20 protein-coding genes, 1 tRNA gene and 2 pseudogenes are annotated in these 22,104 nt (G+C 43.6%); all 23 read left to right on the forward strand.

The genetic code is table 11. The features are described from left to right. The first annotated feature begins 3 nt into the window (after window positions 1-3). The 23 genes and pseudogenes from REC12_RS03050 to REC12_RS03160 all read left to right on the forward strand — a co-directional run bounded on the left by REC12_RS03050 (window position 4) and on the right by REC12_RS03160 (window position 21,725). On the forward strand, window positions 4-852 hold the full coding sequence (locus tag REC12_RS03050) for an MTAP family purine nucleoside phosphorylase (RefSeq protein ID WP_308892290.1): 849 nt from the start codon (window positions 4-6) through the stop codon (window positions 850-852). Then, window positions 849-1,898 carry a glycosyltransferase family 4 protein gene (locus tag REC12_RS03055; RefSeq protein ID WP_308892291.1) on the forward strand — a complete coding sequence of 350 codons (1,050 nt, stop codon included), beginning with the start codon at window positions 849-851 and terminating at the stop codon, window positions 1,896-1,898. Before REC12_RS03050 ends, REC12_RS03055 begins: the two co-directional genes overlap by 4 nt. A 102-nt stretch (window positions 1,899-2,000) precedes the next feature. Next, window positions 2,001-2,957: a glycosyl hydrolase family 18 protein gene (locus REC12_RS03060; RefSeq protein WP_308892293.1), complete on the forward strand. Its 957-nt coding sequence runs from the start codon at window positions 2,001-2,003 to the stop codon at window positions 2,955-2,957. A gap of 23 nt (window positions 2,958-2,980) precedes the next feature. After that, window positions 2,981-3,679, forward strand: a complete 699-nt coding sequence (locus REC12_RS03065) for a metal-dependent hydrolase (protein WP_308892295.1) — start codon at window positions 2,981-2,983, stop codon at window positions 3,677-3,679. A 145-nt stretch (window positions 3,680-3,824) separates the two neighbouring features. Beyond that, the gene (locus REC12_RS03070) at window positions 3,825-3,965 is read left to right on the forward strand and encodes a cleavage protein (protein WP_308892297.1); all 141 of its coding nucleotides are present in this window, start codon (window positions 3,825-3,827) and stop codon (window positions 3,963-3,965) included. 1 nt (window position 3,966) lies between these two features. Beyond that, the gene (locus tag REC12_RS03075) at window positions 3,967-4,170 is read left to right on the forward strand and encodes an alpha/beta-type small acid-soluble spore protein (protein WP_308892299.1); all 204 of its coding nucleotides are present in this window, start codon (window positions 3,967-3,969) and stop codon (window positions 4,168-4,170) included. Window positions 4,171-4,234: 64 nt separating this feature from the next. Next, complete coding sequence (locus REC12_RS03080; protein WP_308892371.1) at window positions 4,235-5,566, forward strand: DRTGG domain-containing protein; 1,332 nt, start codon at window positions 4,235-4,237, stop codon at window positions 5,564-5,566. Window positions 5,567-5,698: 132 nt separating this feature from the next. After that, window positions 5,699-9,178, forward strand: a complete 3,480-nt coding sequence (locus REC12_RS03085; RefSeq protein ID WP_308892300.1) for a DNA polymerase III subunit alpha — start codon at window positions 5,699-5,701, stop codon at window positions 9,176-9,178. Window positions 9,179-9,253: 75 nt separating this feature from the next. Beyond that, window positions 9,254-9,763 carry a pantetheine-phosphate adenylyltransferase gene (coaD, locus tag REC12_RS03090; RefSeq protein WP_308892301.1) on the forward strand — a complete coding sequence of 170 codons (510 nt, stop codon included), beginning with the start codon at window positions 9,254-9,256 and terminating at the stop codon, window positions 9,761-9,763. A gap of 69 nt (window positions 9,764-9,832) precedes the next feature. Then, window positions 9,833-10,033, forward strand: a complete 201-nt coding sequence (locus REC12_RS03095; RefSeq protein WP_308892303.1) for a putative signal transducing protein — start codon at window positions 9,833-9,835, stop codon at window positions 10,031-10,033. Window positions 10,034-10,035: 2 nt separating this feature from the next. Further along, a complete protein-coding gene (accD, locus tag REC12_RS03100) occupies window positions 10,036-10,950 on the forward strand; it encodes an acetyl-CoA carboxylase, carboxyltransferase subunit beta (protein ID WP_308892305.1) in 915 nt (304 codons plus the stop codon). Next, complete coding sequence (locus REC12_RS03105; RefSeq protein ID WP_308892306.1) at window positions 10,934-11,893, forward strand: acetyl-CoA carboxylase carboxyltransferase subunit alpha; 960 nt, start codon at window positions 10,934-10,936, stop codon at window positions 11,891-11,893. The genes accD and REC12_RS03105 overlap by 17 nt, the downstream gene beginning before the upstream one ends. Before the next feature lie 162 nt (window positions 11,894-12,055). After that, window positions 12,056-12,141 (forward strand) — tRNA-Leu (locus tag REC12_RS03110). Between the two features lie 524 nt (window positions 12,142-12,665). Then, complete coding sequence (locus REC12_RS03115) at window positions 12,666-13,874, forward strand: MFS transporter (RefSeq protein WP_308892307.1); 1,209 nt, start codon at window positions 12,666-12,668, stop codon at window positions 13,872-13,874. A gap of 89 nt (window positions 13,875-13,963) precedes the next feature. Further along, window positions 13,964-15,145, forward strand: coding sequence for a hypothetical protein (locus REC12_RS03120; RefSeq protein ID WP_308892309.1), 1,182 nt, complete (start codon window positions 13,964-13,966; stop codon window positions 15,143-15,145). Window positions 15,146-15,280: 135 nt separating this feature from the next. After that, entirely contained in the window at window positions 15,281-15,556 is a 276-nt protein-coding gene (locus REC12_RS03125) for a metal-sensing transcriptional repressor (protein ID WP_308892310.1), read from the forward strand. Window positions 15,557-15,679: 123 nt separating this feature from the next. After that, the gene (locus tag REC12_RS03130) at window positions 15,680-17,536 is read left to right on the forward strand and encodes a heavy metal translocating P-type ATPase (RefSeq protein ID WP_308892312.1); all 1,857 of its coding nucleotides are present in this window, start codon (window positions 15,680-15,682) and stop codon (window positions 17,534-17,536) included. Continuing rightward, on the forward strand, window positions 17,536-17,715 hold the full coding sequence (locus REC12_RS03135) for a hypothetical protein (RefSeq protein WP_308892313.1): 180 nt from the start codon (window positions 17,536-17,538) through the stop codon (window positions 17,713-17,715). The genes REC12_RS03130 and REC12_RS03135 overlap by 1 nt, the downstream gene beginning before the upstream one ends. Window positions 17,716-18,197: 482 nt before the next feature. Further along, a complete protein-coding gene (locus REC12_RS03140) occupies window positions 18,198-18,728 on the forward strand; it encodes a KilA-N domain-containing protein (protein ID WP_445223111.1) in 531 nt (176 codons plus the stop codon). 547 nt (window positions 18,729-19,275) lie between these two features. Beyond that, complete coding sequence (locus REC12_RS03145) at window positions 19,276-19,848, forward strand: AraC family transcriptional regulator (RefSeq protein ID WP_308892372.1); 573 nt, start codon at window positions 19,276-19,278, stop codon at window positions 19,846-19,848. After that, window positions 19,844-19,975 (forward strand): annotated as a pseudogene (locus REC12_RS03150) (DUF6144 family protein); the annotation flags it as partial. The gene REC12_RS03145 and the pseudogene REC12_RS03150, both read left to right, overlap by 5 nt. A gap of 190 nt (window positions 19,976-20,165) precedes the next feature. After that, a pseudogene (locus REC12_RS03155) lies at window positions 20,166-20,384 on the forward strand (DUF3102 domain-containing protein); the annotation flags it as partial. Between the two features lie 489 nt (window positions 20,385-20,873). After that, on the forward strand, window positions 20,874-21,725 hold the full coding sequence (locus REC12_RS03160; RefSeq protein WP_308892314.1) for a hypothetical protein: 852 nt from the start codon (window positions 20,874-20,876) through the stop codon (window positions 21,723-21,725). The last annotated feature ends 379 nt before the right edge of the window (window positions 21,726-22,104 follow it).

A 22,104-nucleotide genomic window follows, 5' to 3' on the forward strand; every position in this document is an offset into this window, starting at 1 on the left:
ACTGTGATACCCAAAGTTGAGGTAGGATTAATTTGTGGCTCAAGTACGAATTCGATTTCTTTTCCTGCAGATTTGTCAATTCCCGGAACGAAAGTTCTTGGCGAAGGACTGATTTTTGACACTCCTTTTGGACCGTCACCGGAGTTTACTCATTTTTCCTATGCCGGCAAAGAAGCTCTAACCTGCCGGATGCACGGCTGGAGGCAAGGAGTCACCAGAGCCCAGGCTTCGCAGCAAATTTTCTGGGTTTTCCATGCAGCAGGTGTGCATGTCGTCTTAACCGAAGGTGGGGTTGGGGGAATTAACCATCTTCTGAAACCCCGTGATGTCGTCATTCCCCACGATTATTTGGATTTCTCCATGAGGAAAGATGTGTCAATCGGACTTCCCTTTCTGCTGACGATGCGCGATGCCGTCTGCCCGGACCTCGCTAAAGTTCTGTATGAAACCGTTTTGCAAAATCATCCTCCCAGGTATGTTTTTGAACGCGGAGTTTATGTTTGCACGGACGGGCGTCATTTTGAAAGTCCTGCCGAAGTTCAGATGTTTAAACAGATGGGTGGCGATGTCATTGGGCAATCCCTGTGTCCTGAAGTTTATTTGGCGCGGGAGATTGGTGCCCATTACGCCAGCGTTCAACTGGTTGTGAATTATGCTGAAGGAATCGTGGAGGATTGGGAGCATGAGGAATTGGCAGATATTTTTTATAATCAGGCCAATGTTGCCGGGAGAATATTGTTAAGTGCTATGGAGATGCTTCCGCAAAGGTTTTCCTGTTCCTGTTTGGAATTGCGCCAGCCGACGATGCTGCGCGACACGCTTAAAGCTAAGGGGTCGGAGGAACTATCATGAACTATGTATTGACCTTTACTTTGGCCTTAGTTATCGCAGTGATCGGTACACCTTTCACCATGAAACTTGCCAAAAAGTGGGGAGCAATTGCATATCCGGGCGGTCGGCATATCCATAAAAAACCGATTCCCCGTCTTGGTGGTTTGGCCTTGTATGCCGGATTCTGGCTGGCAACACTGATCGCACAGGTATGGGATGACTCATTATGGGGATTATTTCTGGGTAGTTCCTTAATTCTGCTGGTCGGCATTTGGGATGATATCCGGGAAATTCGTCCCATGGTTAAGCTTTTCTGGCAAATTGTGGCGGCTTCTTTATTAGGTTTCAGCTTTTCCATGAACATGATCACTTTGCCTCTGATCGGAGAGGTCAACTTTGTAATGCATGGCTTCGGTGCTATTGGTTTCATCTTAATGTTATTTTGGGTGGTTGGCCTGGTGAATACGGTCAATATTTCGGATGGGTTGGATGGACTGGCCGCAGGGATATGCTTTATGGCCGCTCTGTTGCTGTTCTGGTCGGCGAATCATATCGGCCAAGTTGGCCAGGTTCCCGCAGCCCATCTCACTCTAGCTTTAGCTGGGGCCTTGCTTGGTTTCTTAGTCTATAATTTCCCGCCGGCCCGTGTTTTTATGGGAGATTCAGGCAGCATGTTTTTAGGATATATTATAGGCGGACTTTCTATCATTGGGCTGCTGAAAACGGCGACGATTCTCGGCCTAGTTTTCCCCCTTTTGGTCATGGGCATGCCGGTCACGGACTTGACCTTTGCTATTATCCGCCGTAAGCTGCGCGGACAGTCTATGGCTACGGCTGACCGGGGGCATCTGCACCACCGTTTGCTGGACGCCGGCCTTACGCAACGCCAGGCGGTATTGTCAATGTACGGAATCAGCGCTTGCTTTGGGGGGGCGGCAGTCTTAGGGGCCAAGGGGCAATGGATTTTGGCTCTGGCTATGCTCATTGTTGTCTTTGCCTTGTTGGTGATAATTTTGATGCGCAGGACGGCGATGCTGGCGGTTTTCAGCCGCCGCCATTCAAAATGAGCCGAATTTTCGCTTAGACTTCTTATTTGCTATCCTTTAGTACAATATAGCCACACTTCTCGCCCCACCGATGCATATGATGATCGGAAAGGGGGTATAAGTATGCCGTTAAATGTGTTTGCATTTTACAATGGCCTCAATGAGCAAGCCAAGGGTTATACTTACTTTAAACGATATGGAAGTATTATTCGCCAATTAGATATTTTTCAGATACCGATTCAAAATAACGGAACGCTTTTAGGCCGTCCCAGCCGCCGGCTTATAACGGAAGCGCATGCCATGGGCATTAAGGTTCTTTTAACTGTCAGCAACCTGACGGCTGCGGGGCGCTTTTCCACAGCTTTGCTGGGACGATTGGTGCGGGATCAAAATTTTGCCGATTATGTTTGGGGAAACATACGCAATCTCTTGGCTGAGTACCAGTTTGACGGGATCAATCTGGATTTGGAAAAAGGAAAGCCGGAAGATCGCGCTCTTTTCAGCCAGCTTATCCAGACATGGTCAGCCAAGTTCCGCCAAGCCAATTACTTAGTGAGCATAGATGTTCCGGCCAAATCCTCGGATGAACCTTATGATCCTTGGAAAGGTGCTTTTGATTTTAAAATAATAGGTCAAGCTGTCGACGAAGTGATTCTGATGACTTATGAGGAGCATTGGCCGGGGAGTCCGCCAGGGTCTGTGGCCTCTCTATCCTGGGTCAACGCTAATTTAAATTACGCTTTGGCCAATATCCCGGCTTCGAAAATCTACATGGGTATTCCTCTTTACGGCTATGATTGGCCTGAACGGGGAACAGCTCAAGTTATCGGCTATCAGCGGGCCATTGATCTGGCCAAACGCTTCGGAGCTCCGCTCCGCTGGGATGCCAAGCAGCATAGTTTGTATTTTCATTATGAAACGATGGGGATCAGGCATACCGTGTATTTTGAAGATCCGCGCAGTTTGAAAGATAAATTGGATTTAGCCTTAAGCAAAGGCATTCGGGGAGTCGCTATTTGGGAAATGAACTTGAGTTATCCTGCTTTCTGGGAGGTACTTCAAGCATATTCAGCTCGTTAAACTAATGAGACGGAGGTTAAAGAATGATTATTCGTTTCCACGGACACGCTTGTTTCGAAATTGAAAGTGATGCAAGAAGAATCCTGATTGACCCTTTTTTAAGAGATAATCCCAGTACAACAACAAAGCCTGAAGATTTCACCCGGCTGGATGCTATTTTAGTGACTCACGGACATCACGATCATCTGGGTGATGCGGTGTGGCTGTCGAAACGAACGGGGGCTCCGATTATTGCCGTTTATGAGCTGGCCGCCTATTGTCAGAGTAAAGGTGCAACGACTCACGCCATGCATCTTGGAGGCAAACATCTCTTTCCCTTCGGCTGGGTTAAGCTGACCTTGGCGCTTCATGGGTCCGGGATTGAAGAAGAAGGGGTTCCCATGCCCTATGGAGGTCCGCCCTGCGGATTTCTCCTGCAAATAGAAGGAAAATGGCTCTATCATGCCGGGGATACCGGCTTGTTCGGAGACATGGAGCTCATTGGCATGCGCCATCCTTTGGAGGTTGCCATGCTGCCCATAGGAGATAATTTTGTCATGGGGGTAGAGGAAGCGGCTCATGCTTCGCAATTACTTCGTCCCAAAGTGGTTATTCCCATGCATTATAATACCTTCCCGCTCATCAACCAGGATGTCGAAGAGTTTCTGAGGATGCTGCAGCGCAGGGTTCCGGAGACTCAAGGGAAAGTACTTAAAGCCGGGGAGTCTTTTGAGTTAATTTAACGACTTAGACGTTAGCTGCCTAAAACGTCCGGAAGTTATTGAATTTAATCCCTAAATTAATCATGAATCAAAATATCCCGCTTGAATTTTCAAGCGGGATATTTTTGTGCGAAAACGGTAAAACTCAGAGTAAGGAGATGAGAACATGACTAGAAAATTATGTGCGCTTCGTTGTTTATATGGCGTGGATGGACATTGCCGTTTAGAACACTTATTAGGAGATCGGGGTCCCAATTGTCCGCACTATGAAGAGGATAGCTATACTATGAGCAGGGGGAGGATCTAAGATGAAACCGGCATCAAGACCTAAGGTTAAGCGGATTGATCCTTTAGAGCCGTTAAAAATGGAAATTGCTGCTGAGCTGGGCCTTCTGGAGCAAGTTCAGACGAAAGGCTGGCATTCTTTAAATGCCAAGGACGCCGGCAAAATTGGCGGACTTATGACCCAGCGGCGGAGACGGGAAAATCTTAAAGAGAGAAACGACGAATAGGTATAGCTCGATTTTCGATCATATGATATAATTATTGGTCGTATAGTAATAAGTGGGGAGCGTTATTCAGTTGACAAAACATCAACAAATTTTAACATTTATTGAAGATCTGGCTATAGGCAGTAAGGTATCTGTACGTTTTATAGCTAAAGCATTGGATGTCAGCGAAGGCACAGCCTATCGCGCCATTAAAGAGGCTGAGGCTAAGGGCTTAGTCCGTTCAATTCCGAAAGTGGGCACCATACGAATTGAAGGAGTCAAAGAACGCCAAATTGAAGACCTAACGTTGCGTGAAGTTTCACAGATCGCCGAAGGGGTTGTGATTTGTGGTTTCGAGTATCTAGATCGCTCCCCGCATAAATTCATTATTGCTTCGATGGAACTGGATGCTATGGGACGCTATTTGGAAGAGAAAGCGTTATGCATTGTCGGTAACCGTCGCAATGCCCAGATCTTTGCTTTGGAGCATGACGCCTCCTTGTTAATCACGGGAGGATTGGAGCCCGATGAGGATGTTGTAGCTTTAGCCCGCCAGCGGGAATTGGTCATTATTCAGTCTCCCTATGATACATTTGCCGTGACGTCGATGATTAATCGAGCTCTTTATGATCGCTTAATTCAGAAAGAACTTATTCTTGTGGAAGACATCATGGTCAAAGATGTGAGTTATTTGCAGGAAGATGCTACGGTTGAAGATTGGCGGGAACTCTCCCAGACTACGGATCACAGCCGCTTTCCGGTAGTGGACAAGGACATGAATCTGGTGGGGATTGTAACGGCTGTCGATGTTGCCGGAGCGGAGCTCAAGACTCCGATTAAAGAGGTTATGAACGCTAATCCCTTCATGGTTGGGCGTGATGATCCTGTCACACATATTTCCCGGATCATGGTCTGGGAAGGCTGGGAAATAGCCGTCGTAGCAGACCAAGGCAAACTGCTCGGAATTGTTAGCCTGCAAGATGTCATTGAAGCCTATCAACAGGTTCAGAAGCAGCCTCAGTTTGGGGAAACCGTCGATAATCTGGTTTTAAGCGGCTTCCGGTTTGTTGATGATTCCGAACACCTTTCGATTGAAGGGGAAATAACCAACGCCATGGTGGATGATTATGGATCGGCCAGTTGCGGCGTTATTGTCACTGTCATGAATATGACGGGATATATTGGTTTACGTAAAAAGTATCGCTTAAATGCCATCACTGAAAACTTTACCTTGTATCAGCTTCAGCCGATCCCGGTAGGGACGGAAATTAAAGTCACGGCAAAGCTGCTCCTGGTGGCGAAAAAGCACTGCAATATCGAAGTAGAAGTGACAGTGGAGAACAATGTGGTTGCTAAAGGTTTAATGACTGCCCGAATCGGCGACAAAAAATTAGTTGGGGAAACAACTCTTCAGTAAGGTATCTGTTTGTTAGCTTCCTATTTTTAATAAGAAGTTTTCTGATGCCAATGTTATATAGATAGACGGAATGAATGAGGCAGGTCTTGAATTTTTCAAGACCTTTGCTGTACGTTGAGGAGCGAAAACGTGATGTTTGTACACCTCCATAATCACACGGAATTTAGTCTGCTTGACGGGGCCGCTCGAATCAATAAGTTGGTCCAGCGTGCGGTGGAACTGAATATGTCTGCTTTGGCTATTACGGATCATGGAGTTATGTATGGGGTCATTGATTTTTACAAGGCTTGCCGCAAAGCGGGTATTAAACCGATAATAGGGTGTGAAGTCTATGTCGCTCCGTTTAAGCGGACAGACAGGGTTCCCGGCAAGGACGACAAGAATTATCATTTGGTTCTTCTTGCCGAGAACAATGAGGGCTACCGCAACCTAATACGTTTAGTTTCCATGGCCCATATTGAGGGGTTTTATTACAAGCCCAGGGTAGATAAAGAAATTCTGCGCAAGCATTCCGGCGGAATTATTGCGCTTAGTGCTTGTTTGGCAGGAGAAGTGTCCGATTATCTCGTTAATGATCAATTGGAAATGGCCGTCCAGAGCGCGCTTGATTATGAAGCGATTTTCGGCAAAGGAAATTTTTATCTGGAAATTCAAGATCACGGAATTGATAAACAAGTTAAGGTTATAGCAGGCATGTGGAAAGTTCATGAACGCACAGGGATTCCTCTGGTGGCAACAAATGATGTGCATTATGTTAAGCGCGAGGATGCTCTGGTTCAAGATGCCCTGTTAAGTATTCAAACCGGCAAAACTCTGACGGATACATCGCGGATGCGGTTTTCCAGTCAGGAGTTTTTTCTGAAATCCGAACAGGAGATGGCCTTGCTTTTCGGAGAACATCCGGAAGTTTTGGCCAATACGGCTCATATTGCTCAGCGCTGCCAAGTGGAGTTTAATTTTGGGGAGAATTTTTTGCCCGATTTTCAAGTTCCTGCGGGCTATACCTTGGATGGGTACCTTGAGGCTCAATGCCGTGAAGCTTTTCCGCGTTTTTATCCCAGCATGACGCAGGAAGAGCGGGACCGTTTAGATTATGAGCTTGGAATTATTTCTCAGACAGGATTTTCGGGATATTTCCTGATTGTAGCGGATTTTTGCCGCTTTGCGCGGGAGCACGGAGTAGCCGTCGGTCCGGGAAGAGGGTCTGCGGCGGCCAGCATGGTTGCTTACTTATTGGGTATTACCTCAGTTGAGCCTTTGCGCCATGACCTGCTCTTTGAACGTTTTCTAAATCCGGAACGGATTTCCATGCCGGATATTGACATAGATTTTGACCCGGAAGGCCGAGAGCAGGTTATTCGTTATGTCACTGAAAAATATGGTGCGGACAAGGTCTGTCAAATTATTACCTTCGGAACTATGGGAGCTAAAGCGGCTATCCGAGATGGCGGAAGAGTTCTGGCAATCCCTTTGGCCCGGGTTGATAAGGTGGCCAAGGCTATTCCTTCCGATCTGGGAATGACCCTGGATAAAGCCCTGCAAGTATCTCCGGATTTGGCGCGTATGGTAGAAGAGGATGAGGAGGTTAAACGGCTTTACGCCTTGGCTCAGTCGCTTGAGGGCATGACAAGACATGCCTCTACCCATGCGGCGGGAATCGTGATTTCTAAAGATCCGCTCATGAATCATCTTCCCTTGCAAAGAACGTCCGAAGATTTTGTCATGACCCAATTTCCCATGAAAGTGGTCGAAGAAATAGGCTTGCTAAAGATGGACTTTCTCGGCTTGAGAAACTTAACCATCATTCAAGAGGCTGTGCAGCGCATAGAGGAAACTCAGGGGATTACTCTGGATCTGCAAGCCTTGCCTCTTGACGATCCCAAAACTTATAGTTTACTGGCTGCCGGGAACAGCACCGGGATCTTTCAATTGGAAAGCGGCGGGATGAGAGCGGTTTTAAAGGAGCTGAAACCAACCTGTTTTGAAGATATCATTGCTGTTAATGCTTTATACCGGCCAGGCCCTATGGACCAAATTCCTGAATTCATCCGCCGCAAACATGGAGGACAAATAACTTACTTGCATCCGAAGTTAGAACCTATTCTCCAAGCCACCTATGGAGTTATTGTCTACCAGGAACAAGTTATGCAGATTGCCCGGGACCTGGCGGGCTATTCCCTGGGACGAGCAGATTTGTTAAGGCGTGCTATGGGAAAAAAGAAACGAGAAATCATGGTTGAAGAACGGCATAACTTTATCTACGGCTTGCAGGATGATCAGGGAGAGTGGATTATCCCGGGGGCGCTTCGCTTAGGCTTAGCCAGTGAAGAGGCTGAGGAAATCTTTGATTTAATGGCTAAGTTTGCGGAATATGGCTTCAATAAGGGGCATGCTACGGCCTATGCCGTCATTTCGTATCAGACGGCCTATTTAAAGGCAAACTATCCTTTGGAATTTATGGCGGCCTTGTTAAGCACTGTCATGAATTCATCCGATAAAATATCCTTTTATATCCAAGACGCCAAGCAGAGTGGAATTGAAGTGCTTCCTCCGGATGTCCAGTATAGCCAGGTCGGTTTTTCCGTTGAAAATCAGGCAATTCGCTTTGGTTTAGGAGCTATCCGCAATGTTGGGATAAACGTAGTGGAGAAAATTTTGGAAGCGAGACGGGACGGCCCTTACCAATCCCTCTATGACTTTTGCATGCGAGTGGATCAAAAGGTTCTGAACCGGCGTGTCTTAGAGAGTTTAGTGCGCTCTGGAGCTTTAAGTTCCTTTGGCACGCGGGTTCAGGCTTTGGCGGTTCTCGATCAAATTTTGGAGATTGCTCAGCGCCGCCAGAAAGACCGCTTGAGTGGCCAGTTTTCCCTTTTTGATTTCGATGAGGAGTTAGATGAAGGAATTACTCTACCCCAACTTCCGGAGTTCAGCGAGCGGGAGATTCTTGAAATGGAAAGAGAGTATTTGGGTCTCTACCTGAGCGGGCATCCGCTTTCCGCTGTTTTATCCCAGCTCAAACCTCATGTATCTTCAGATATTCTGACCTGTCTGGAAGGAGAAGAGGAAAAAAAGGTGGCCCTGGGGGGACTCATTACCGGTTTTAGGCAAACTGTCACTAAGAAAGGCGAAATGATGGCGAGCTTTGTCTTGGAGGATTTGACAGGCGAGATCGAAGTCTTAGTATTTCCGCGTGTTTTTGCTCAGTTCCGTGGTTTAGGCAATGAGCAAGTGGTGGTGGTTGTCGGCAGGTACAATATTCGGGACGATGAGAAGAAAATCTTTGCCGAGAAAATCACCAGACTTGAGGAACTTAAGTCAACGGGGGAAACTGTGATGAAGGCAGATCTTAATAATGCCGGGCTCAAAGTGGTCGGAAAGCGGCTTTTTTTAAGATTTCCCCATGATCAGAGCAACCTTATGGCCCAAGTATTTAGTATTTTAGAAAGGTATCCCGGGGAACAGCCCGTGTATTTCTATTTTGACAATAATCAGAAAGTTATCGAAGGGAACCAGGAACTTTGGGTCAATGACGGGGAAGAACTGATGAAGGCTTTACTTGATGTCATGGGAGACGGCAATGTGGTCTGGAAACCGGGGAAAAATTTTGCATAAATGATTTCGCTAGCAGGATTCTGGGTTTTTAAGGCGAAACCCATGAAAATATCCTGTATATAAAGGAGATTGAGCGTGCGTACAGCAATTTATCCGGGAACCTTTGATCCGGTCACTAATGGACATCTTGATATTTTAACCCGGGCAAAAGAGCTCTTTGATAGGGTGATAATTGCCATTGCGGCGGATAGCAAGAAAACGCCTTTATTCACCCTGGGAGAAAGAATGGAACTTCTTTTAGAAGCGACGAAAGACATGCCGAATGTCACTGTTCGAGTCTTCGAAGGTTTAACCGTGGATTTTGCCCGCAAGTGCGAAGCCGTGGCAATTTTAAGAGGACTGAGAGCTTTATCCGACTTTGAATATGAATTTCAGCTGGCCTTAATGAACAAAAAGATTGCCCCAGATATTGAGACTGTTTTTTTAATGACTCAGAGTGAGTATTCCTTTATCAGCTCAAGTGCTATTAAATGGGCGGCGAGTTTGCATACCGGGGTTTCAGATTTTGTTACCCCGCATGTGGAAAAAGCCTTAATGGCTAAATACTCCAATCTCCGTTCAGATGTCCGTGATGAAGATTCATAATTGCGCCTTTGTTGCACAATCATTTGGGCTATGGTATCATAATACGGATTTAATAAGGGGGCTTTTACTGTGTGGACTGTCATTTATATTGCGCCCAATAAGTTAATTGCAGAAAAATACAAAACCATTCTAACCGATGAAGGAATGCTTGTTCAACTAAGACCGATAGGTTCCGCGCACCTCGGCGATCATGCTTCTGTGGAAATTTTAGTGCCTGAATCAGAAGCTGAAGAAGCGAACGAGATTATTACCAGCGCCATAGGGAGCTAACTATGTTCAAAGATATTTTTCGCAAAACAAAATACGTGACGATCCAATCTGCACCTGTGCCAAAACGTGCTCCGGTGGAGGGGGTACTTGAGGAGCCCTCAACAACCAAAAAAGAACTCCCGGATGGTCTCTGGGTGAAATGCCCTAAATGTGGCGAAGTTCTCTTCAACAAGGATCTCGAAGAGAATGCCCGGGTCTGTACGTCATGCGACTATCACTTTCGAATTACTGCCCGAGCACGTCTGGCACTGCTCGCCGATGAAGGCAGCTTTGAGGAATGGGATGCGGAAATTTTGCCGCTTAATCCCTTGGAGTTTCCTAATTATGAGGAAAAAATTCATGAGGCCCAGGAAAAGTCAGGTATGGCGGAAGGAGTTCTTGCCGGCCGGGCTAAGATTGAAAAGGTTCCTGTCGTGCTGATTTTTAACGAAGCCAATTTTATGATGGGCAGTATGGGGTCGGTTGTGGGCGAAAAGATTGCCCGGGCAATTGAACGGGCGATTGATTTGCGTTTGCCTGTCGTAATCTTCACTACCTCCGGAGGAGCCCGGATGCAAGAGGGAATTCTTTCCCTTTATCAGATGGCTAAGACCAGTGCTGCTTTAGGACGCTTAGCTTCAAATCACTTGTTATATATTTCCGTACTCACAGATCCGACATTCGGGGGAGTTACCGCCAGTTATGCTTCATTGGGTGATATTTTAATTGCTGAACCCAATGCTTTAATTGGATTTACCGGACCGCGTGTCATTAAACAAGCTATGAGACAAGAGCTTCCCGCGGGAGCACAAACGGCTGAATTTAATCAACTTCATGGGTTAATCGACCTCGTTGTTGCGCGTTCTCAAATGCGTTCCACCTTGGCACGTTTGCTGCGCTACCATCAGGAAGGGGTTCAGTATGGCGCTACTGTTTGATTTTGAAAAACCTATTATAGAGCTTGAACAGAAAATCTCCGAGCTGCAGAAATTTTCTGCCGAAAAGGACATTGATCTTTCACGCGAAGTGGAGACATTGGAGAAGAAAGTCTCTCAGTTAAAGAAGGAGATCTACGGCAATTTGGAGCCTTGGCAGAAAGTTCAGATTGCCAGGCACCCGGAAAGACCGAATTTTTATGACTATGCGCCCTTGTTGTTCGACGATTTTATCGAACTTAAGGGGGATCGCCTATATGCCGATGATCAAGCTATTGCCGGTGGGATTGCCCTTTTTCACGGGGTTGTTGTGACTGTCATCGCGCAGGTCAAAGGAAAAGACACCAAGGAAAATATTAAACGCAATTTTGGCATGCCTCATCCGGAAGGGTATCGCAAAGCGCTGCGTTTGATGGACCAAGCGGAGAAATTTGGGAGACCGATCCTGACGTTCATTGATACTCCCGGTGCCGCCTGTGATTTAGCGGCGGAAGAGCGGGGACAAGGTGAGGCTATTGCACGGTGTTTAATAGCCATGTCGGGTTATCATGTTCCGGTGATCAGTACGGTAATCGGCGAAGGCGGAAGCGGCGGGGCCCTGGCCTTTGGGGTGGGAAATGTGGTCTTAATGCTGGAGAATTCTTTTTACTCGGTCATTGCCCCGGAAAGTTGTGCTTCGATCCTTTGGAAAGATAACTCTAAGGCTAAAGAAGCTGCCGCTGCTTTAAAGTTTACGGCACAGGATTTATTGAAACTGGGTGTTGCGGATGAAGTGGTAAGAGAGCCTCAGGGGGGCGCACATTATAATTATCGGCAAACAGCCGATGAATTAGCTCAAGTCATTGCCAAATATCTCGTGCGCTTGCGCACAGAGCCGCCGGAAGTGCTGCAAGAAAAGCGGTATCAGAAGCTCCGGGCAATTGGAGTATACCAAGAAAAAACTTGAACAAAAGGCTTGACTAAATCCCCGGGTTAATGTTATTATAGCTAAGTCGGTTAACGCATTAACGTGTTTTAACTGTCAACACATAAACTGTTTTTAATATCCCTCAACATGTCCCTCCGGTTTTTGAAGGTGGACTATAGAGAAGGAAGTTAAAATATATTTGCCGGTGTGATGGAATTGGTAGACGTGCGGCACTCAAAATGCCGTGTCCCCTGGACGTGTCGGTTCGAGTCCGACCACCGGCACCAGGAATTAATAGCTCTTAAAGTTGCTGAGTAAGCAAGTTTAAGAGCTTTTTGATTATGCTTTTTTGCTTATTTATACTAATTTGTGCCTAAAAGATTAGATATTTCACAATCCTTGCCAGCCATACAGCTTTGTTACAGCGTCTTACCTAAATGAGAAATGTAATATATTAAACACGAATTAGTATTAGTTCTAATTTCAAGTAAAAAAAGAATGTTTCTTTAATTAATTTTTTTGTATAATTGATTTGGAATATATTAGATATAAAGCTATAAATGAGCAATTTTTATAACAAGTATTTACAGATAAGTAGTAGCCTTCCCAAGGCAGCTTTTAGAAGTTGAAAAACAACGCCTAAAGAAATTCCATTCTAGCACAATTATAAATTCGACTATATGACCTTTTATCTCGTTCCTTACTTTATGTAGTCGACGCCAAAGTGCAGAGTTTGCTCTAAACCAATGTGCAATATGAATAATTATAGTTTCCAAAACTTACGCAGTAAGATAATTAGGAGTTGTCGCATATGTTCTTACAGCGGAATCGCAGTTTTAGTTTGCTTTGGTTTGGACAGACTGTCTCACAACTTGGAGACGCATTTTTTAATCTTGCGATACTCGTAAAAGCATTTAATATATCGGGTTCAGCGGTGTTAGTTGGCCGAATTATGACATTTGCTATTATCCCGCAAATACTTATAGGTTTTTTTATTGGTCCGTGGATTGACCGATTTAATAAGAAAAAAGTTTTAATTGTAGTTGATGTCATAAGAGCTTTTATAGTTATAGTAGTTCCCTTAGCAAATTCTACAGAAATCCTTCAAATCTTATTATTCGTTCTATCAGGGTTTGCTACAATTTTTAACCCTACGATAATAGCGCTTTTGCCTGATATTGTTAAGGGAGAACAACTTACAGAAGGGAATGCTATAAATTCGACAACACAATCCTCTATAGCATTAATAGGTCCAGCACTTGGAGGGGTGATTATTGCCACTCTTGGCTTAGATATTTCTTTTTATTTTGATGGACTATCTTACTTGCTTTCTGCTTTCTGTGTCCTTCTTTTGAAAGTTAAAAGTAATAAGAGCCAAAGAACTGTGGAGAAAGGATTTATTGATGATTGGTTAGCTGGGTTAAGATACGTTAGGAATAGTAGTCTTGTTAGGAGTATTATTATAGCTTTTGTCTTTTACATTTTCGTTGGAACATCAATAGATATTTTACTGGTTTTTTTAGTGAGGGACACATTAAAGCTTAGTACGGTGTGGCTCGGAATCGTTGACTCCGCTTGGGCTCTTGGTATGCTTGGTGGAGGCCCTCTGATGCTTTTCTTAAGGCAAAAAATTTCACCTTTAGATTCCATACTTTTGGGATTAGCGGGTGCCGGTTTTATGATGTTTCTTTTAAGCCTGGCACCCAGCATCTCTCTCGTTATTCCTGTAATGGTCATAATGGGGCTTGGAAATACTTTTGCGGCGGTAGCTTCTACTACGGTATTACAAATGAGTATTCCTGAGGAGCTTAGAGGACGAGTATTTGCTTTTCGTTCGACGTTAATTCAAGGTGCAGCGGCTATGTCTATGACTGTTGGCGGATTGTTAGCCGGTAAGATAGGTGTAAGAAAAACGATAATGGGAGCCGGATGTTCAGAATTATTATGGATTATTTGCTGGTTATTCTTAAGATATTATGGCTATAGATCAAAACTGTCTATCGATTTGGAAGATCACTAAGTAGTACTGCTTAAATAGGCGCTCATCAAAAAATACTTATACTCCCTAAGGGTATTAGATGGTGACGAAACCGAAAGGAGATCACTACGATGAAAACAAGAGCTTTTCTGTTTGTTCTTTTTTTCTTCTTCTTACTTTTAAGCGGATGTTCAAGTTTGAATAGCCAGAGTCATATTATTGCTCAAATGGCGGTGGCAACCAGTAATTATGAACGCCCCTATACATTTTATGTCGTGCAGACGAAGGGGTCTTCTGCCAGTACTAACGGCAAGACTTCATACTCGGGAACTTTTGACTTGGTCGTTCGGGGTGAAAAAGGTGCAGAAGCCAGCCATGAGTCTCTTAACCAGTATTTTGGTAATAAAGCCTTGACCTTTGAGGGTCCGGTTAAGCTTGCCGTTCAAGATTGTAATGCTGATAAGTTGCTTGATTTCCCTCTCGGCTTTTCCGCCGGCGACGGCAGTGGGGAAGATAAATATGTTATATTCAGTGTTGGCAAGAATGGCAAAATTTTTACCTTGCCGGCAAAAGGGTATAAGGAAGACGGTTTTGTTTATACTGCCGCAGGTGGCAATTGTTCCCTTGAGTTCACCAGAACTATCGGTACTGGAGAGGGCCGGAGTCCAGGTATATTGGTTGGGGTAGCAAAGGAAGGCGGGAACTTCGCACCGGCCGAATATATTTGGGACGGAAAGCAATTTGTGTTTGAAAAAGAAAATCCTTTCATTATTGCTCAATCAGAATTGAATACTAACGGTCAGAAAAACTCAATAAAAGTTATTCAGACTGAATATAAAAAACCTCTTACCTCCAGTGATCAGGGTTTTAGTATTGCCGAAAGTATGTACCGGGGTCGTTTTGACCTTCTTGTCCAAAATGGCAGCGGTGAGGTCACCAGCCAGCTTTCCCTTAATCAATATTTTGGCAATGCCAACCTGGGTTTTGCGGGAAGCTTTCCTCTTGTGTTCGGGGATTATAACAGGGATGGAAATGCTGATTTTGCCATTGGCCAGCCAGACAAAAACAGCCCGGAATTCCAATATGTTCTATTTAGCGTGAATTCAAAGGGAAACTTATCCGTTCTGCCAGCCGGCGGCTATAAGGAAGAAGGCTTTGTTTACAATGCGGAGTCGGGATTAGGAACAGGATTTCCTTTACTAAAGAATGGAGAAACCGGCTTCACGGTTACCCTGAGTGGCTTGGGTGATACCGGTTATGTGCAAGGAAAATATGTTTGGAACGGCAATAAGTTTGTTTTTTCCAAACTCTAGTTAGTAAGCTATTGTTTAGAACTGAAAGTGGCATATTCATCAGGCCTTGTTTGAATCGATTGTTTTGTTGACGGAGTAGCAGAAAAATGGTATATATAGACTTATACTCCTAGGGGTATAAGGGGAGGTGCTATCATGCGGCAATGCATGGATTCCGATAATCTACATAGACGTATAAATAAGATTATGGGTCAGGTTAAGGCAATCGATAAAATGGTCGATGAGGATATTCCTTGCGAGGATGTTTTGATACAGATCAATGCGGCTAAAAGTGCTTTACAAAAGGTGGGTCAGATTGTTTTAGAGGGTCACTTGAATCATTGCGTTCGTGAAGGTATCGAGCATGGTAATGCCAACAAAACGATTGCGGATTTCGCCAAAGCAATCGAGCATTTTTCCAGAATGACCTAAGCAATTAAAAATCAGAAAAGGCAGTTGCTTCAATTTAAGCAACTGCCTTTTCTATTGACAGCCTATACCCGTAGGGGTATCATATACATATACCCCTATGGGTATACAAAAGGAGATGATGTATTGCTAGAGTTTTTGAGGAATGAAGAAAAAAGAAAAATTTTATTTCTTGCCGTTTCTCTGCCCGCACTAATTATCAGTTTTTTTAATCTTGGAGACCTTCCCGTTGATGCGGCGTGGATAGCCATTGCCCTTTGCGGTATTCCAATTGTAAAAGGAGCCATCGTCGGTTTAGTAACAGAATTCGATATCAAAGCGGATGTTTTGGTATCCATAGCCTTAATTGCTTCCATTATCACGGGAGAAATCTTCGCAGCCGGTGAAATTGCTTTCATTATGGCCATTGGAGCTGCTTTGGAAGAAAGGACGGTAGCAAAAGCCCGTGCCGGGATTGAGAAGCTGGTTCATCTAACCCCGGCCACTGCCAGAATTGTAGATAACGGCGAGGAAAGGGTAATTCCTGCAGAACAGGTAAAACCGGGCGATATTCTGCGGGTACTAGCCGGAGAGACTATTGCCGTGGACGGAACAATCACTGAAGGACAGACATCCATTGACCAGTCCGTTATGACAGGTGAATCACTCCCGGTAGATAAAAGCGAAGGCGATGAAGTATACAGTGGAACTGTCAATCAATTCGGTACTTTCGATATGGTAGCGCAAAAAGTAGGTGAGGACAGCTCTTTGCAACGGATGATTCAGCTTGTGGAGTCTGCAGACGCGGGCAAAGCCAAAATCGTTGGGATTGCTGATCGTTGGGCCACCTGGATTGTAGTTGTTGCTCTGCTTGCCGCTGCTGCAACATGGTTTGTAACCGGTGAAATCCTCCGTTCTGTCACCATTTTGGTGGTGTTTTGTCCTTGTGCCTTGGTGCTGGCAACACCGACTGCGATTATGGCGGGAATCGGAAACGCAACCAAATATGGTATTCTCGTTCGGCAGGGAGATGCTTTGGAAAGGCTGGCCAAGGTTAAGCGTATCGCCTTTGATAAAACCGGCACGCTTACCTATGGCAGACCCGCGGTGGTTCAGGTGCAAAGTTGTGATCCGGCCTTGGATGAGGCCGGATTACTGGAATTGGCGGCAATATCAGAGCTGCGCTCTGAACACCCATTGGGTAAAGCGATTGTGGCACACTACAAACAGAAAAACGGAAGTTTGCCGAAACAGCCTGAGGATTTCAAACTGTTTGCGGGACGCGGCGTGAAGGCTATGTACGGCGGACAAGAGATTTTCGCCGGCAACGAGGCACTTTTTGCGGAACAGAATATTTTATTTCCAGACGCGCTTATCCAGGCTGCCGGAAAAGTAAAATCGAAGGGAAGCACTGTTATCTATCTTGCTCTGGACGGACATGCCTCCGGTTTGATTGCTTTATCCGATACTTTACGTTCAGATGCGGCGAAAATCGTTGGAGACATTCATCAAACAGGTATTCGAACGGTTTTGCTCACGGGAGACGCTGCGCAGGCTGCTTTACATATTGGGCAGATTGCCGGTATCAAGGACGTGCAGGCCAATTGCTTTCCGGAGGATAAGCTGGAAACGATTGAGGATTATCGGCAGCGCGGTGAGCTTGTGTGTATGGTTGGTGACGGCATCAATGACGCGCCGGCCTTGAAAACGGCTCATGTAGGCATCGCCATGGGCGGTATCGGCAGTGATATTGCCATTGAGGCGGCGGATATTGTTCTCGTGGGTGATGACATCAAGGAAATTCCCCATCTTTTTCGGCTTGCCCAGAAGATGATGCGTACCATCAATATTAACCTTACAGCGTCGATGATACTTAACCTTGTCGCCATTGGGCTGGCAATTTCGGGCATATTAAATCCGGTTTTAGGCGCATTGGTGCATAATGTTGGTTCCGTCGCCGTTATTATCAATTCTTCATTATTATTGAAATGGAGGGAAACTTAATGAAAGAATGGCTTATATTTATACTTTTTATGCTTGTGGGCTTGGGAATGCTGATCTCTGGAATCGTTTATATGTATAAGGAAAAGAATGATCCGGAATCGTTAAAAATTTATCGAGTGGCATCTAGCCTAGGGGCTGTGCTAATTGTTGTATCTGTTTTGGTGAAGTTTGTTTTTTAACTTTTGCGTAGTTCAGGTAGAGTGCCATTTTCTGGATTCTAGGACAATCCGGATTTACAGAGGTCTGGCTGCATTTTTAAATATCACCATACTCTGGCAAAGCTACGTAGGCTATTAACTATATCATGCTTCTTTATGTATTATGAAACCAATCATTTAGATAAATTAATTGATAAGGTTAATGGCTCCATAGCGATGAAAGGAATGCCACTTATGCAATCTGATAAGGATAGAATTAGGTGCGCAGGAAATGATAAATTGGCTGAGAAAACAATAGCTGAACTTGTCAAAAAACATACAGTTGCCCACGGCCACGACCATGAAGAAGTCGTGGGTTCGAGTCCCATCATCTCCACCAGAATTTTAGGTTGAAAAAGATGCCATGCGGTCAAAGCCGCATGGCATTACTGATATGTAACCTAACGAGCCATGTGGAGGTAATAATCCTGTTGCAGAGACTGTAATGCAGATATATCAAGGGTTTGAGAAATTATGGCGAATTCGCCATAATTAAAAGTCAAGCGGGCCTGAATAGTTATAAAATCAGTGTAAAAGAGTGGGTTAAAAAAACAAATGCAATAGGATTGAAAGCAACGGCTGGACGCTATGGGGGTACATATGCATATAAAGATATTGCGTTTGAATTTGGAATGTGGATTAGTCCTGAATTTAAAATATATTTAATTAAGGAGTTTGAACGGCTTAAAGCCGAAGAACAGAGACAACTTGGCTGGGATATTAAGCGCAACTTAGCTAAAATAAATTATCGGATTCACACGGATGCAATCAAAGAGAATTTAATTCCTCCACAGCTCACGCCCCAGCAGGTTAATCAGGTATATGCAAGCGAAGCTGATGTATTGAATGTTGCCTTATTTGGTATGTCTGCTAAACAATGGCGGGACGCTAATCTGAACTCAAAGGGAATATCCGTGACTACGCAAATGTTTCTCAACTCGTTTGTCTTTCAAATATGGAGAGCTTCGGAATTAGAAGATAAGGGCTATGGCTAAGGAGATACTTTGTCGTCAAGGGGGCACCAGGGGGTGCAACATCTTTTTTGCCCACTCAAGGCACATGGAGTGCCTAATAGTGCTATATCAGTGTTGAGTTATAATGGAGATAATAAAATAACCCGACGAACCCATTAAAAGTAGGTATTCGTCGGGCTATTTTATTCCGGTTTGTTCGCATAAGACCTAACCTTCAATTACGGTTTTTTGGGTTGCTTCGGCTTCTTTTTAGGGTTTTTATCCCCCATCTGACCTCTCTCCTTTTACAAATTATGAGGTTACAATTATATTATATTGTATAAGTCATGAAAAATTTGTAAAAATGCTGTGCAATTAGAAACAATATTTTTGAATGAATATACAGTGCTTGGGGTTGGTAATCGACATTGATGAAACCATTTCAAACAGTGCCCTGTATATGGCCGGAGAACTGGGGAGGTTGCAGGCGTATGATCCATTACCATATTCCAGACCCTGTAACGGGAGGATATAACAGTGGGTGTGCATTATGATTAAAAGAGAACTGATCAGTCAGAGCATTGACTATATGCTGCAACACCTTGACGAAGGCATTACGATTAAGGAGGTGGAAAACCACTTTCATTATTCGGAATTCTATTTCAGCAGGATTTTTAAGACGCTAACAGGTGAAAGTGTATATGCGTTTATCAAGCATCTGAAAATGGATCAAAGCGCAATTGACATTAAGCTAAAAAAGCATAAGGCAATCACCGATATTGGATTAGACTACGGATATAGTGCATCCAATTATAGTTCTGCATTTAGGCAGCATCATCGTCTTTCTCCAACTGAATTTCGTAAATCTATCGAGGCAACAAGTATTGCGAATCCCTTTCACCCTGGAATTGTTGATTACTTTGAAACCTTCGATGACTACGATGCCAGAATGAAAATCGTGTTGTTGCAAGATGTTCAAGTCATTTATGAGAGAGTCTTTGGAAATTATGACGACCCTACGATTTCTTCTATGAATCGTTGCATATGCGATCTGTGCATAACGACAGACAATACTTGTAAATTAGATAATATCACAATGATAAAAGGCGGGAAATTTGCGACTTGCCGATTTGAGGGAGAAATCAAAGATATCTTTCTTTAAAAAAGTCTTTGGTTGCGAAGTCGATGTAGAATTATTAAAAAGCATAAAAATGGGTGATGATGTTTGTCTGATGACAATAATACCGCATGACTGCATCTCCGCGTTTTGTAAAAGGGATGGGATATGAACTGTTTTGAGGGAGCGGAATATGAAATTATCCCTATCGAGACATATAAAATTTTGCGTAACTGTTCCGGTTGCGACAGTAAAACTGTTTACCACAGCCGTGTTATCCATAGAGCAACCTTCCAGTAATGAGGTAATATTCCAATATTGATGTGTAAGAATTATGAGGATAATAAGCTGTCCCCTATGGAGCGTGGTGCCAATGGCTGCAGGAATCGGTCCGGTATTTCAAGAGTACGGCGGCTAACCTGATGCGTCTTTATGAGGAATATGGGCCCAGGCTGTCAGCCGCTTCCACCGGCGAAAACTTGTCAGATTTCCAACCGGTTGGAAATCTGACTTACACCCAAGCCTTTTTGTCTACGGTCTTAGAGGGCGCTTTGCGTCCTCTAATTTTATATATAAGATAACTTCAGTAACAGTCACTACTTAAATTTTAAGTAAAAATATGGTCTAATAATATGAGGTGGTTTTTGATAAGAGATTTAGAAAATTAATTGCTGGGGTTAACGGGTCCATGGCCATTTCAGAGCGAAAGGCAAAGATTATTGATTACAGTATAGAACAACTCATGAAGTTGGAAAGACAGGAACAAGAGGGGCTGAAAAAACAGGGACAGTAGTTTTCTATGTGACTTGAATGACGGTGCTGATTTCTTTTGTCCCTGAATTTCACACTTGCTATTATATATTCCGAGCGGATGTAGGAAATCATAATATTAAGATAAACAATAGACATATAATTGTCGCATTAGTGATACTGCTCTTTCTAGGAGTTGTATTCTTTTTTGTTAATTCAATTATGGGGAATCTTGTTTCTGCATTTATCGCATCCCACAAAATACGAGGTTATGTTGTCGTTACGAATTGGAGTTTGAATGATGATTTAAGGAGTAGAAAATGGGAAATTTAAAGTTGCAAAAATTTATTCCTGTAATTATCACAATGCCGTCTATAATATTAGGGGCGATAGCAATGTTTCATAATAAAATTTCAACCCTGATTTGGGCACAGAATATTGCTTGCCTGGTAGTGGGAGGAGTAATTTCGTATTTTATAGTTTCAAGTAAATGGAATATTAAAGCAAGTAAATATAATGGTATTACTATACTAATAGTATTTCTCTTCTTACTTTTAACATTTCTAGATCCAGGTATGAATGGAGTTCACAGGTGGATATCTATTGGAATAATAAAGTTTAATGTTTCCATGATATTGTTGCCCTTAATCATAATAGCACTATGGAGAGCATCACAAACAAAGGGACTAGGGTTTACTCTTGCTATTGCATTGGCTATATCCATTTTATTGGCTATCCAGCCGGATGCTTCTGAGTTAACCGGTTTTGCTGTTCCAATGATGATACTGCTATACAGTAAAACGAAGGGGAAAATTTCTCGTTTGTTTATAATAGCAGTATTTTCGATATTAATTATTCTTTCATGGGTGTTTTTGGATAGTTTGCCCGCAATAACCTATGTGGAGAGAATAATAAGCTTATTAAATAATATGGGATTTATATGGCTTACTTTAGGGATTATTTCGCTTGCAATCTTACCTGTACCGTTTATATTATTCCCACCGAAAAATCTTAGATTACTTTCAATCTGTGTTGGGTTGTATTTTATAATCATTTTAATTTCTACAATCTATGGTAACTTTCCAGTACCATTAATGGGATACGGAATTTCACCTATAATAGGATATTTTATACCAATAACCTGGTATACAGAATCTAAGATTAATTCCTAGTTTTTATAACAACTATGGCATCTATATTTACCTAACTTCTTTTTTATATAGATCATATCAACAATCATTGTTGCCGCCGCAGCCGCTGCGCAAAGTGAAAGTGAATCAAAAAGTACGAATATCAAGTGGAGCACTTCCGCCATTGACCGGATTCTTTCAAATAATAAAAAATACATTGGAACTGTATTATCCCAGCAAGATCTTTTTTCCATGGTTTTTACATGAAAGGACATAACTCTCTGACTAGGGAAGATATGCCTTTATTTAATGAAAAGGTGATATAATTGCATAAAGGCAGTAGGTACTACATCAAGAATAAACAGGAATTTGTGCAGAAGTGAAAATAAAATTTTGATATTAAAAATTTAGTTAATTTATA

Origin of the sequence: Candidatus Desulfosporosinus nitrosoreducens (assembly GCF_030954495.1) — a bacterium.
GTDB classification, from domain to species: Bacteria; Bacillota; Desulfitobacteriia; order Desulfitobacteriales; family Desulfitobacteriaceae; genus Desulfosporosinus; species Desulfosporosinus nitrosoreducens.

Excerpts from the sequence above, each read along its gene's own strand:
- REC12_RS03055 (WP_308892291.1), top strand. The coding sequence starts at position 849 with ATGAACTATGTATTGACCTTTACTTTGGCCTTAGTTATCGCAGTGATC.
- REC12_RS03135 (WP_308892313.1), top strand. The coding sequence starts at position 17,536 with ATGAAAGAATGGCTTATATTTATACTTTTTATGCTTGTGGGCTTGGGA.
- REC12_RS03105 (WP_308892306.1), top strand. The coding sequence starts at position 10,934 with ATGGCGCTACTGTTTGATTTTGAAAAACCTATTATAGAGCTTGAACAG.
- REC12_RS03120 (WP_308892309.1), top strand. The coding sequence starts at position 13,964 with ATGAAAACAAGAGCTTTTCTGTTTGTTCTTTTTTTCTTCTTCTTACTT.
- accD (WP_308892305.1), top strand. The coding sequence starts at position 10,036 with ATGTTCAAAGATATTTTTCGCAAAACAAAATACGTGACGATCCAATCT.
- REC12_RS03115 (WP_308892307.1), top strand. The coding sequence starts at position 12,666 with ATGTTCTTACAGCGGAATCGCAGTTTTAGTTTGCTTTGGTTTGGACAG.
- REC12_RS03075 (WP_308892299.1), top strand. The coding sequence starts at position 3,967 with ATGAAACCGGCATCAAGACCTAAGGTTAAGCGGATTGATCCTTTAGAG.
- REC12_RS03125 (WP_308892310.1), top strand. The coding sequence starts at position 15,281 with ATGCGGCAATGCATGGATTCCGATAATCTACATAGACGTATAAATAAG.
- REC12_RS03060 (WP_308892293.1), top strand. The coding sequence starts at position 2,001 with ATGCCGTTAAATGTGTTTGCATTTTACAATGGCCTCAATGAGCAAGCC.
- REC12_RS03065 (WP_308892295.1), top strand. The coding sequence starts at position 2,981 with ATGATTATTCGTTTCCACGGACACGCTTGTTTCGAAATTGAAAGTGAT.
- REC12_RS03145 (WP_308892372.1), top strand. The coding sequence starts at position 19,276 with ATGCTGCAACACCTTGACGAAGGCATTACGATTAAGGAGGTGGAAAAC.
- REC12_RS03160 (WP_308892314.1), top strand. The coding sequence starts at position 20,874 with ATGGGAAATTTAAAGTTGCAAAAATTTATTCCTGTAATTATCACAATG.
- REC12_RS03085 (WP_308892300.1), top strand. The coding sequence starts at position 5,699 with ATGTTTGTACACCTCCATAATCACACGGAATTTAGTCTGCTTGACGGG.
- REC12_RS03070 (WP_308892297.1), top strand. The coding sequence starts at position 3,825 with ATGACTAGAAAATTATGTGCGCTTCGTTGTTTATATGGCGTGGATGGA.